The organism is Pseudomonas sp. XP1 (assembly GCF_053557675.1).
On record NZ_JBNRIJ010000001.1, the window covers coordinates 427,085 to 439,555 of the forward strand.

A 12,471-nucleotide genomic window follows, 5' to 3' on the forward strand; every position below is an offset into this window, starting at 1 on the left:
CTTGCTCCTTACTGAAAGCCGGTCTTACGACAGGCTGGAAACGTAGTCTTCGAAACCGAACTCGCGCACCACTTCGACGCTGCCGTCGAGTTGCTTGACCACGATGGATGGCATTTTCAGACCGTTGAACCAGTTTTTCTTGACCATGGTGTAACCCGCCGCGTCGACGAACGACAGACGATCACCGATGGCCAGCGGACGATCGAATTGGTATTCGCCGAAGATGTCGCCGGCCAGGCACGACTTGCCGCAGACCATGTAGGTGTGCGCACCGTCGTTGGGGGCCATCTTGGCGTTGAGGCGGTAGATCAGCAGGTCGAGCATGTGCGCTTCGATCGAACTGTCGACCACGGCCAGGTGCTTGCCGTTGTACAGGGTGTCGAGCACGGTCACTTCCAGCGAGGCGCTGTTGGTGATGGCCGCTTCGCCCGGCTCCAGGTACACCTGCACGCCGTACTTTTCCGAGAAGGCTTTCAGGCGCGCGCAGAAGGCGTCCAGCGCGTAGTCTTCACCGGTGAAGTGGATCCCGCCACCGAGGCTTACCCACTCGACCTTGTGCAGCAGGTGACCGAAGCGCTCCTCGATGTGCGTGAGCATCTTGTCGAACAGGCCGAAGTCGCCGTTTTCGCAGTTGTTGTGGAACATGAAGCCGGAGATCTGCTCGATCACCTGTTCGACCTTGGCCGGGTCCCATTCGCCCAGGCGGCTGAACGGGCGGGCAGGGTCTGCCAGCAGGTAGTCGGAGCTGCTGACCTGCGGGTTGACGCGCAGGCCACGGACCTTGCCTTCGGACTGTTCGGCGAAGCGCTGCAGCTGGCCGATCGAGTTGAAGATGATCTTGTCGCAGTTATCGAGCATTTCCTCGACCTCGTCGTCGGCCCAGGCCACGCTGTAGGCGTGGGTTTCGCCGGCGAACTTCTGGCGGCCGAGCTTGAGCTCGTACAGCGACGAAGAGGTGGTGCCGTCCATGTACTGCTGCATCAGGTCGAAGACCGACCAGGTGGCAAAGCACTTGAGGGCGAGCAGGGCCTTGGCACCGGAGTGTTCGCGCACGTAGGCGATCTTCTCCATGTTGCCCAGCAGCTTGGTTTTATCGATGAGGTAGTACGGCGTCTTGATCATTTAAAGGCCCCCGGCCAGGCCGGCCAAAAAAAGGACACGCATTGTGCCTTCACTTGCCGCAGACCGAAAGGGTGGGTTACGCATTTCGTCGTGGTTTACGCCGTTGCGAGAGGATTTTTCCGGTTGCGGCGGGCTCAGTAGAACAGCGGCATGTGACTATCGTAAGCAGCAACCGGGTGCCGCAAGGAGAATCCGATGAGTGTTGCATTTGGATGGCACCGGCTCCGCCGGTGTTCGCGGGTGAACCCGCTCCCACAGGGAATGCGCTTGCTTCAGACCTTGCGCAGTCCAGTCTGTGGGAGCGGGTTTTCCCGCGAAGAGGCCGGTACAGGCAACCTCAATCAACCTGCTGCAACCATGCCTGGATCTGCTCCAGCGTGGCGGTAGCCCCGCCACAAACCACCACCAGCACATTCTGGTACTGCGCCAGGGCGCCCTTTGCATAGACCAACGCCAAAGCCGCCCCACATGCAGGCTCCACCAGCACGCGATGGTCCAGCAGGAACCGCTCGCAGGCTTCCAGCGCAGCGCGGTCAGTGACCAGGTGGCTGTGCACCGGATGCTGCTGCACGCACACCAGCGCCTGGTCAGCCACACGCTTGGCCCCCAGCGACGTCGCCACCGAGGCAATACGCTCCAGCTCCACCGAATGCCCCGCCTGAATGGCCGCATGCAGCGATGCTGCACCTTCGGTTTCCACCGCCAGCACAGGCACATCGTCCCAACCGTTGCGTTTCAGCCCCTCGACCACGCCACTGAGCAAACCGCCGCCGCCTACCGACAACACAACGGCATCCGGTTTCACGCCGGCTTCGGCCACCTCATCCACCAGGCTGGCATGCCCGGCCCACAGCAGCGAGTCATCGAATGGATGGATGAAGGCGTCATCCGGGCCGACCAAGGTCTGCGCCAGGGCGTTGGCCTCTTGCCAGGAGCTGCCATGCACCACCACCCTGGCGCCCTCCAGGCGTAGCAGGTCCTTGGCCCGCTCAGTGGTGGTCTCGGGCACTACCACGGTCACCGGCACGCCCAGCTTGCGCCCGGCATAGGCCACTGCCAGGCCGGCGTTGCCGCCCGAGGAAGACACGAAATGCCGCGCGCCGCGAGCATGGTGCACCTCGCAGGCGTGGCCCACGCCGCGCAGCTTGAACGAGCCGCAGGGCTGCAGGGCGTCGAGCTTGAGCCAGACGTTGCTGCCCGCAGCCAGCGACAGCGGACGGGACTCGATCAGGGGGGTGTGGACATGCAAGGTCATTGGCTGGCTCCGCGTAGTTGCTCGAGGTAGTTGTATACGGTGTAGCGGGTCACACCCAGGGCACTGGCGGCCTTTTCCACGCCGCCCTTGACGATGAACAGGCCACGCTCCTGCATCACGCGCACGGCCTCGACCTTGGCCTGCTTGTTCATTCGCCCCTGGCCGCTGCGCTGCAGGGACGCGTGGATTATCTCGCTCATCAGCAGTTCCATGTCGGCGGGTTCAGTGACGGCAGGTGTGGCCCCTAGCGGCTGGAACTGCTGAAGAAAGTTCATGGCGGCGTCCAGGCCGGTGACGTCGGTGTTGACGCAGAGGCTGGCGAAGGGGTGGCCGGTGCTGTCGCGAAAGATGGCCGTGGCGCTGCGCAGCGTGCGGCCCTTCAGCGTGGTGGGGTAATCGGGCAGCACCACCGGCTCGCAGCCGTGCTGATCGGCCGATGCCTGCATGAGCGCCTTGAAACCCTGGTCCTGTTCCGGGGCGGCGAGGATCGGGCTACCGACGCTGCGCCCGGAAAGATGGCCGTTGACGATCGCCACCACGGAGTGTTCCGGGTGGTCGAGGTCGTGCAGGAGGATTTCCATGTTGCGCGCGGCAACGCTGCCCAGGGCCTGGATGGCGGCCTTGAGGACGGTGAGGGTGAGCTGGCGTTCTTCGCTTGGGGTGATCGGCATGGCAGATCGCAAAATCAACGTTTTGTGTATTTTTACACATAAAGTTGAATTAGGCGATTTGCTTTTCCAGGCCCATTCGCGGGTAAACCCGCTCCCACAGGGACCTCACGGTTCTCAAGGGCTGTGGTGTCCCTGTGGGAGCGGGTTTACCCGCGAATGGGCCGCAAAGCGGCCCCTTTGACCCTCAGCCCAGGGGCGGGGTACGCGGCGGAATCACCCGACGCGACCCGGTGGCCTCGAAGGCCGCTCCAAAGCTCAGCAGCGCATTGTCGCTGTAAGCCCGGCCAGCAAAGGTCAGCCCCACCGGCATGCCGATATCGGCCATTACGCCCATCGGCACGGTCACGGTCGGCACGCCCAGGTGACGGATGGCCAGGTTGCCGTTGGCCACCCAGATGCCGTTGCTCCAGGCGATGTCCGCCGATGCCGGGTTTACGTCGGCATCCGCCGGGCCCACGTCGGCCACGGTGGGGAACAGAACCGCGTCCAGGCCCAGGTTGTCCATCCAGTCTTCCAGGTCCATCTTGCGGGTCTGCTCCAGGCCGCGCAGGCCGTCGGGCAGGGTCTCGATCTGGTCCCAGGTCTTCAGGCCACGCTTGGCCATGTTGACGTACTCGTCCATGCCGGCGGCCAGGTCGTCCTCACGGTTGGGCAGGGTACCCGGGTCGTGGGGGAAGATCTGTGGCCCGTCGACATCGGCCAGGCGGTTGAGCTTGGGGTCACCGTTGGCGCGCAGGAAGTCGTCGAAAGCCCAGCCCGACAGCTCCCACAGCTCGTCATGCAGGAATTCCTTGCTGACGATGCCGCGGTTGTACACGGTCGGCGCGCCCGGGCGGTCGCCCTCGCAGTTGGACACCAGCGGGAAGTCCACTTCCAGCACTTCGGCACCGGCCGCTTCCAGTGCCTGGCGGGCCTGTTGCCACAGGTCGATCACCGTGGTGCGGGTGTTGATGCGCTGGCCAGTGGGGCCGCCGATGCCAGGCTTCTCGGAAGTACCGGCTTCGGCATCGGCATTGATGTACATGCGCGGCACGCCGAAGCGCTTGCCCTTGAGCGCGCTGGCATCCACGGCCAGGTCCAGGTACGAAGCCGGGCGCACTGTCGAGGCCGCCGGGATTGGCACCCAGGGTTGCAGGCGCCACAGGTCGCCGCGCTTGTCGGCATCGTCGGCTACGACCACGTCGAGGATTTCCAGCAGGTCGGCCATGGTCCGGGCATAGGGCACCACCACGTCCATGGTCGGTGTCAGTGGCCAGTTGCCACGCACCGAAATCACCCCACGCGACGGGGTATAGGCGCACAGGCCGTTGTTGGACGCCGGGCCACGGCCGCTGGACCAGGTTTCTTCGGCCAGGCCGAAGGCACTGAAACTGGCGGCGGTGGCGGTGCCGGCACCGTTGGACGAACCCGAGGCGAACGGTGCGGTCAGGTAGTTGGCGTTGTACGGGCTTTCGGCGCGGCCATACACGCCGCGCTGCATGCCGCCGTTGGCCATGGGCGGCATGTTGGTCTTGCCCAGGCACACGGCGCCGGCGGCGCGCAGGCGTTCGATGGTGAAGGCGTCGCGCTGGGCCACCAGGTCCTTGAAGGCCGGGCTGCCGGAGGCAGCGGTCAGGCCTTTGACCAAGTAGCTGTCCTTGGCGGTGTAAGGGATGCCGTCCAACGGGCTCAGGACCTGGCCTTTGGCGCGACGGGCATCGGAGGCTGCGGCCTCTTTAAGCGCCTCGGGGTTGCGCACCACCACGGCGTTCAGGGCAGTAGCGGTGTCGGCGCCATCGTAGGCGTCGATGCGCGCCAGGTAGGCCTGGACCAGCTCGACCGCCGTCGTGCGGCCCGACTCGAGCGCGTCGCGCAGCTCGGCAATGGAAACCTCGGTTACCTCGATCATGCGTTCACCAAAAAAATGTGCAGGTGGGGGCTAATGCGAGGAGTGTACAAGAAGGGCTTGGCGGGCGCAGGTTTGCGCGGGGGCAAATGGTTTTTTGCAGGCGGGCATTGTCGGGGCCTGTATCGGCCCCGATTGCAGCTCAATCCAGGTCTGCCGCTGCATGCCGCTCCGGCACCTGGCTGGCCTCATCCCCCCAGGTCCGGTTCACTCGTGTGCCACGTTGCACCGCCGGGCGCAAGGCAATCTCTTCGGCCCAGCGCTGCACATGCGGGTATTCGTCCACCGCCAGGAACTCCGCCGCGCCATACAGGTTGCCGCGCACCAGCTGGCCATACCACGGCCACACGGCAATGTCGGCGATACTGTATTCCTCGCCGCCCAGGTAGCGGCTTTCGGCCAGGCGGCGGTCGAGCACATCGAGCTGGCGCTTGGCTTCCATGGTGAAGCGGTTGATCGCGTACTCGAACTTTTCCGGCGCATACACATAGAAGTGGCCAAAGCCCCCGCCCAGGTACGGCGCCGCGCCCATTTGCCAGAACAGCCAGTTCAGGCTTTCGGTGCGTGCAGCTGGCGCTTTCGGCAACAAGGCACCGAACTTTTCCGCCAGGTACAGCAGGATCGAACCCGACTCGAACACCCGCACTGGCGGCTCGACGCTGTTGTCGAGCAGGGCGGGGATCTTCGAGTTGGGGTTGACCTGGACAAAGCCGCTGGAAAATTGGTCACCCTCGCCAATGCGGATCAACCAGGCATCATATTCGGCGCCCGGGTGGCCCAGCGCGAGCAGCTCTTCGAGGGCGATGGTGACCTTGACGCCATTGGGCGTGGCCAGGGAGTACAGCTGTAGCGGGTGCTTGCCCAGCGGCAGCTCCTTGTCGTGAGTCGGGCCGGCAACCGGGCGGTTGATGCTGGCGAACTGGCCACCGGACGCTGCGTCGTTGCGCCAGACCTTGGGTGGCACGTAGGCGGGCTTGCTCATGCATGAATCTCCTTAAATGGCGCGAAACGGTCACGTAAAGACGTGGACATGCATCTATGCCACGGGTTCGACGAAAAGCGCAAATGCATAGGGCGCGGGCATGCATTGCATGACTTCGGTTTCATTCAGGTTTCATCCGGTGCAACTCAGGCCGGTTCTATTCTGGGCTATCTCTTCGCCCTGCAAGGAGCTGCCGGCCGATGACGCTCTCACGCTGCATGCTGACGCTGGCCCTGTTCGGCAGCCTGCTGGCCCACGCCCAGGCTGCGCCATGGGTTGCCGGCCTGCACCACATGACGCTACCCGACCCAGTCGACGCCCAGCCCATGCAGGCGCTGGCGTTCTACCCGGCCATCGGCACTACCCGCATGAGCCGCATAGATGGTTACCCGATCGAAGTGAGCGAAGAGGCGCCGGTCGCGTTGGGCCAGTACCCGTTGCTGGTGCTGTCCCACGGCAATACCGGCAGCCCGCTGGCCTTGCACTACCTGGCGACGTCGCTGGCGCGCCAGGGCTTTATCGTGGTGGCGGTGGTCCACCCCGGCGACAACGCCCGCGACCACAGCCGCCTGGGCACCCTGAGCAACCTGTATGGCCGGCCGCTGCAAATCAGTGCCGCGATTACGGCCGCCCGCGATGACGCCTTGCTGGGGCCTTATCTGAACGGTGGCAAGGTTGGGGTGATCGGCTACTCGGCCGGTGGTGAAACCGCCTTGATCCTCTCAGGCGCGCGCCCCGACCTGGACCGCCTGCGCAAGTACTGCCTGGAGCGCCCTGGCGACGCCGACGCCTGCAAGACCCACGGGGTAATGATTGCCGACCGCAGCGAGCTTGTGCCAGAGGCCGACCAGCGGGTGGGGGCGGTGATGCTGATGGCACCGCTCAGCCTGCTGTTCGGGCGCCATGCCCTGGCCGGGGTACGGGTGCCGGCGCTGATCTACAGTGGCGACAGCGACCAGTTGGTGGCGGTGGACCGCAACGCCGAAGCCCTTGCCCGCAAGCTGCCGGTGACGCCGGACTATCGCCTGCTGGCCGGTGCCGGGCACTTCGTGTTCATGGCCCATTGCGATGCCGAACAGTCCGTGCGGATGCCGACGCTGTGCCAGGATGCCGCAGGCGTGGATCGTCGGCACATCCACCATTCCCTGCAACGTGATGCCGCGGTGTTCTTCAGCCAGACGTTGGGCGCACCGCAGCCGGCCGAGCGTTCAGCCGCGAGCGGCGCGCCGCGCCAGCAACAGCGTTAGGCCGACACCGGCCAGGGCGAGCAGGGCGGCCACGCTGAAGATCGAGGCATAACCCAGGTGCGCGGCCACCGCGCCCATCACCGGCCCGGCGATGGCCAGGGCCATGTCGAAGAACACCGCGTAGGCGCCGAGCCCTGCGCCGCGGCTGCTGCTGGGTACCTGCTTGATCGCTTCCACTCCCAGCGCCGGGTACACCAGCGACAGCCCGAAACCGGTAAGCCCGGCACCGATCAGCGCCCACGGCGGCGACGGTGCCAGCCACAGCAGGCTCAGGCCGAGCACTTCGGTGGCCATGCACGCGACCGCCACGTTGTAGCCACCAAAACGGTTGACCGCATTGACGAACAGCAGCCGGGAGATGATGAAGCACACGCCGAAGGCACTCAGGCACCAGGCCGCGCCCGCCCAGCCGCGCTCCAGGTAATACAGTGTGACGAAAGTGGTCAGGGTGCCGTAGCCGATAGAGGCCAGGGTCAGGCCCAGGCCGCAGGGTGCGACCCGGCCGAAGGCCGACCAGAAGGGCAGGCGCTCACCGCGTACCACCACTACGTCCGGCCGCTTGCGCAGTACCAGCAGGGCCAATACCGCCAGCACCATCAATGCCGGCCCCAGTACGCTGAAGTCCAGCCCGTCCACGGCCAGTACACCCAAGGGGGCACCAATGGCGATGGCGCCATAGGAGGCGATACCGTTCCAGGAAATTACCCTGGCGGTGTGCTCGGGCCCGACCTGGCTGATGCCCCAACTCAGCGTGGCCACGCCGATAAGCCCTTGGGCGACGCCCAGCAGCAGTCGCCCGCCAAGCAACAGGGCCAGGCTCAGCAGCGGTAGCGACAGGGTCCAGGCTGACAGCAGCGTCAACACCCCGCAGCCGGCAATCCCCAGCAAACCGAAGCGAATGGCCTGCTTGCCCCCCAGGGTATCGGCGACCCGCCCGGCAAACGGGCGGCTGAGCAAAGTGGCCAGGTATTGCAGGCCAATGGTCAGCCCGGCGACCACCGCGCCAAACCCCAGTTGGTCATGCACATGGCTGGGCAGCACGGCGATCGGCAGGCCGATGCAGAGGAAGGCAATGAAGGTGTAGAAAACGATCGACAGGATCTGCAGGGTGATTTGCAGCGTGTTGCTGGCGGGGGCGGGTTGTTGCGCGGTCATGGGCTCGTTCGCGGGCGGGCGGTTGGGCGTGCCCCATCATGGCCGTTGCGCGGAGGAAATGAAAGCAGGCTAACGAATTAACTGCACATAACTCATTGAATTAGCCGGGACCGTGTGGGAGCGGCTTTAGCCGCGAACACCGGCGCAGCCGGTGCCATGCACCGCGTTGGATTCTTCGCGGCTAAAGCCGCTCCCACAGGGTACGCGGGTCGCTTGCGAATTCAACTCTCTACGCGACAGCGCAGCGCACAGGTACTGCACAATCCAGGAATGCAGTACCTGCATGAGCGGGCATGCCCCCGAAGAGGCCGGCCCAGCCATACAAGATGGCCAGGCCGCCCCATCAATCAGACCAATACACCCTGGCTACGCAGGTAATCGTCGTAGGTACCGCTGAAGTCCACCACGCCATCAGCCGACAGCTCGATGATGCGCGTGGCCAGCGACGACACGAACTCACGGTCGTGGCTGACGAACAGCAGGGTGCCCGGGTAGTTTTCCAGCGCCAGGTTCAGCGCCTCGATCGATTCCATGTCCAGGTGGTTGGTCGGCTCGTCCATCACCAGCACGTTCGGCTTCTGCAGGATCAGCTTGCCGAACAGCATGCGGCCTTGCTCACCACCGGAAATCACCTTCACCGACTTGAGGATCTCGTCGTTGGAGAACAGCATGCGCCCGAGGGTGCCGCGGATCACTTGCTCGCCGGAAGTCCACTGGCCCATCCAGTCGAACAGGGTCATGTCGTCTTCGAAGTCGTGGGCGTGGTCCTGGGCGTAGTAGCCCACTTCGGCGCTATCGGTCCACTTCACCTCACCCTTGTCCGGGGTCATTTCACCGACCAAGGTGCGCAGCAGGGTGGTCTTGCCGATACCGTTGGGGCCGATGATCGCGACACGCTCGCCAGCCTCGATTGTGAAGCTCAGGTCCTTGAACAGCACCTTGTCGTCGAAGGCCTTGGCCATTTTCTCGACGGTGACGGCCTGGCGGTGCAGCTTTTTGGTTTGTTCGAAGCGGATGAACGGGCTCACGCGGCTCGACGGCTTGACCTCGGCCAGCTGGATCTTGTCGATCTGCTTGGCTCGCGAGGTGGCCTGCTTGGCCTTGGAGGCGTTGGCCGAGAAGCGACTGACGAAGGTCTGCAGTTCGGCGATCTGGGCTTTCTTCTTGGCGTTGTCCGACAGCAGCTGCTCGCGCGCCTGGGTGGCAGCGGTCATGTACTCGTCGTAGTTGCCCGGGAATACGCGCAGCTCGCCGTAATCGAGGTCGGCCATGTGGGTGCAGACACTGTTGAGGAAGTGCCGGTCGTGGGAAATGATCACCATGGTGCTGTTACGCGCGGTGAGGATGCTTTCCAGCCAGCGGATGGTGTTGATGTCCAGGTGGTTGGTCGGCTCGTCGAGCAGCAGCACGTCCGGGTCCGAGAACAGCGCCTGGGCCAGCAGCACACGCAGCTTCCAGCCCGGCGCCACTTCGCTCATCGGGCCGAAGTGCTGCTCCAGCGGAATACCCAGGCCCAGCAGCAGCTCCCCGGCACGGGATTCGGCGGTGTAGCCGTCCATCTCGGCGAACTCGGTTTCCAGCTCTGCGACGGCCATGCCGTCTTCTTCGGTCATTTCCGGCAGCGAGTAGATACGATCGCGTTCGGCCTTGACCTTCCACAGCTGGCCGTGGCCCATGATCACCGTGTCGATCACGGTGAATTCCTCGTAGGCGAACTGGTCCTGGCGCAGCTTGCCAAGGCGCGTGTTCGGCTCGAGCATCACTTGCCCGCCGGACGGCTCCAGGTCGCCGCCGAGGATTTTCATGAAGGTCGACTTGCCGCAACCGTTGGCGCCGATCAGGCCGTAGCGGTTGCCGTTGTTGAATTTGACGGAAACGTTTTCGAACAGCGGCTTGGAGCCGAACTGCATGGTGATGTTGGCGGTGGAGATCAAAGGGCTTACCTATCAGTCACTTACAGAGCTGGCTTTCAAGCTGATACCGATTTGATACCAATTTTGAGTTTTTCCAGCTCGCTCCAGTCGGAGCTTGAGTTGAGCCAACGGGCATACGTCGACAGCAGCATTTGGACGCTGTGACCCAGCTGTTGGGCGATAAATGCGGGGTTGAGGCCGGACATTAAGCATATTGTCGCATAGGTGTGCCGGCAGTTATATGGGGGACGACGCCGAATGCCCAGCTCATTCAGCACCGGCACCCACTGTTTGTGCAGATCGGAGGTCTGTTTAACATGCTCGGCGTTCTTCGACGGCGGGAACAGGAACGGCGTTTCGGTCACCGCTCCCTTCCCATGCCGGCGGCGGTCTGCATATTCCCTGGCGAACTGAATCGCGCGCAAGGCCCGGTCATTCAGCAGCACGAAGCGATCCCTGCCTGTTTTCGTCCTTTCCTCCACCTCGCCCAAGGCGACGGTCCTCTTTACGTGCACAGTCCTCTTTTCCATATCGATCACATCCCAGCGCACTGCCAAGGCCTCCGACAAGCGGAGGCCGGTGAAGAACATAAACTCGAACAGCGCGGCATAGATGAGGCTCGGCCAATGCTTGTGTTCGTAGAGCTTGTTGATGATGGTGTTGGCTTCGGCCAGGGTGAACGGGTCGATCTCCTTACGCGACCGCTTCGGCAACTCAATCACCTCGGCAGGGTTCTTGGTCAGCAGGCCTTCCCGGGTTGCCGCAGCCAGAATCGTCGATAACCTGGTGATTGCGTTGCGCTTCACATTTGCCGAGGTCCATTCGGTTTCTGTGATGACACGGCGGAGCAGGGTGGTAGTGATCAGATCGATACGGACCATGGCCAGGCGCGGCACCCAGTACAGATTCAGGGCGCTTTTGTAGTTGTTGTGCGTTCCCTGGGTGATTTCGCGGCTGTCCAGCCAGAGTTGAGCGTACTCACCGAAGGTCGGCTTACCGCCGACCGCGGCCTGTGAGCTGGGGAACAGCTCGGCGTACTTGTCCTGGTCAAGGAGGCCGAGCTTGGTGAGGCTTGTTACCTGATCGCGAAGGCTGGATGCAGCTTTGATGCCTTTCTGTGTCGGGGGATAGGGGAGCGTTTCGCATCGACGGACACCGTCCCATGTGAAACGAATGCGGAGGGAGTTGCGGAAGATCTCGACCCCTCTGGGTAGATCCATTGGCTTTCCAGCCATTCGTCGTATCTCCTTTTGCTGTAAATGATGCGGCCGCCATGTTTCATCCAGACGCCTTCAGGAATGATGCCGCGCAAGCGGCGGTGCTCAAGAGAGCGTTTGGTGCAGCCGAGTAGGTCGGCCATGCGTTGTTCGGTTACTTTGTCGATGTCACCGGTGCTTTCGATTTTCATGGGATGGTCTCCACGCCGCCGTTCCGGAATCATTGCATCAGCTCCTTCGGCACCTGGACGGTATCGCCGAGCTTGGTGAGGACGAGAGTTCGGCAGAAGGCGACTAATGCAGTTGGTCCGTAGAGCCAAATGCCGGCGCCGGCCGGCCCGGCGCTGTACCGGCAACAGCCGTCCTCCAGGTGCGGGTTGTGATGGGCGCTGCCGAGGTGCTTATCGAATAGCGGGCCGCCTTGGCCCCAGCAGGTAGACGGTTCCCAGCTGGTTAGAGAGGTAACGCATCTGCCGTCCTTGTACCAATATTCGTGCTTTAGGCCTGTGGGCGTGTGTACGTACATTTCCTCTGCGATGGCCACCGCCCAGTCCAGCGCGGCGCCGATCAGGTTGGATACCCTCACTTCGATCAGCCAGGTCATGGCTGTACCTTGTGGCGGACCCATACGCAAACAGGGCCGTCCTCGGTGTCGTGGATCGAGAAGGTGAACCAGCCATCGCCGGTCGGCTTGCTTGGCTGCCAAGGCGTGCAGTCGTAATCGCCATCGTCCATCCAGGCTTCCATCATCCCTTCAGGCGCGTCGTTTTCCATCTCGACCACCCAGTAGTCCAGACCGTGCTCTCCGAACCAGCTGAACGGAAGCGCGCGTTCGTCGCCGTCGTCCGGCCAGGCCGGGTGGGTCCAGAAGCCGTATTCATCGCGCTCAACCTGCAGCGGCTGAATCAGTTGCTTTTCTTCAGGCATGACTTCGTCCTTAGCCGCCATATCGCGGCAGTAAGTTGTACAAGTGGTTGGGTTCGGTACAAGAAAATCGGCCGGTGGTCCGATTCAGTTCTCAAGC

11 protein-coding genes are annotated in these 12,471 nt (G+C 63.4%); 1 reads left to right on the plus strand and 10 read right to left on the minus strand.

Annotation, left to right across the window (positions count from 1 at the left end):
- Positions 1-24: 24 nt before the first annotated feature.
- From nspC to yghU, 5 genes are all read right to left on the minus strand, one after another.
- Positions 25-1,122, minus strand: a complete 1,098-nt coding sequence (gene nspC, locus ACK1U9_RS01965; protein ID WP_025338965.1) for a carboxynorspermidine decarboxylase — start codon at positions 1,120-1,122, stop codon at positions 25-27.
- Between the two features lie 337 nt (positions 1,123-1,459).
- Entirely contained in the window at positions 1,460-2,377 is a 918-nt protein-coding gene (locus tag ACK1U9_RS01970) for a pyridoxal-phosphate dependent enzyme (RefSeq protein WP_449109639.1), read from the minus strand.
- Positions 2,374-3,048, minus strand: a complete 675-nt coding sequence (locus tag ACK1U9_RS01975) for a PAS domain-containing protein (RefSeq protein WP_153671096.1) — start codon at positions 3,046-3,048, stop codon at positions 2,374-2,376. The genes ACK1U9_RS01970 and ACK1U9_RS01975 overlap by 4 nt, the downstream gene beginning before the upstream one ends.
- Before the next feature lie 184 nt (positions 3,049-3,232).
- The gene (locus ACK1U9_RS01980; protein WP_449109640.1) at positions 3,233-4,936 is read right to left on the minus strand and encodes an amidase; all 1,704 of its coding nucleotides are present in this window, start codon (positions 4,934-4,936) and stop codon (positions 3,233-3,235) included.
- Between the two features lie 139 nt (positions 4,937-5,075).
- Positions 5,076-5,915 carry a glutathione-dependent disulfide-bond oxidoreductase gene (gene yghU, locus ACK1U9_RS01985; protein WP_085598653.1) on the minus strand — a complete coding sequence of 280 codons (840 nt, stop codon included), beginning with the start codon at positions 5,913-5,915 and terminating at the stop codon, positions 5,076-5,078.
- Between the two features lie 200 nt (positions 5,916-6,115).
- Between yghU and ACK1U9_RS01990 the strand changes: the two genes are divergently transcribed.
- Positions 6,116-7,162 (plus strand): alpha/beta hydrolase family protein, encoded by a 1,047-nt coding sequence (locus ACK1U9_RS01990; RefSeq protein ID WP_108481694.1) that lies wholly within the window; start codon positions 6,116-6,118, stop codon positions 7,160-7,162.
- Here ACK1U9_RS01990 and ACK1U9_RS01995 read toward each other — a convergent pair.
- The 5 genes from ACK1U9_RS01995 to ACK1U9_RS02015 form a co-directional block, all read right to left on the minus strand.
- Positions 7,124-8,317, minus strand: a complete 1,194-nt coding sequence (locus ACK1U9_RS01995; RefSeq protein ID WP_085598657.1) for an MFS transporter — start codon at positions 8,315-8,317, stop codon at positions 7,124-7,126. The genes ACK1U9_RS01990 and ACK1U9_RS01995 overlap by 39 nt on opposite strands.
- Positions 8,318-8,664: 347 nt before the next feature.
- Positions 8,665-10,251 (minus strand): ABC-F family ATPase, encoded by a 1,587-nt coding sequence (locus ACK1U9_RS02000; RefSeq protein WP_085598659.1) that lies wholly within the window; start codon positions 10,249-10,251, stop codon positions 8,665-8,667.
- A 35-nt stretch (positions 10,252-10,286) separates the two neighbouring features.
- On the minus strand, positions 10,287-11,465 hold the full coding sequence (locus ACK1U9_RS02005) for a tyrosine-type recombinase/integrase (RefSeq protein WP_085598661.1): 1,179 nt from the start codon (positions 11,463-11,465) through the stop codon (positions 10,287-10,289).
- Positions 11,466-11,667: 202 nt separating this feature from the next.
- Entirely contained in the window at positions 11,668-12,051 is a 384-nt protein-coding gene (locus ACK1U9_RS02010) for a phage protein NinX family protein (protein WP_112253517.1), read from the minus strand.
- Entirely contained in the window at positions 12,048-12,374 is a 327-nt protein-coding gene (locus ACK1U9_RS02015; RefSeq protein WP_449109641.1) for a hypothetical protein, read from the minus strand. Before ACK1U9_RS02015 ends, ACK1U9_RS02010 begins: the two co-directional genes overlap by 4 nt.
- Between the last annotated feature and the right edge of the window lie 97 nt (positions 12,375-12,471).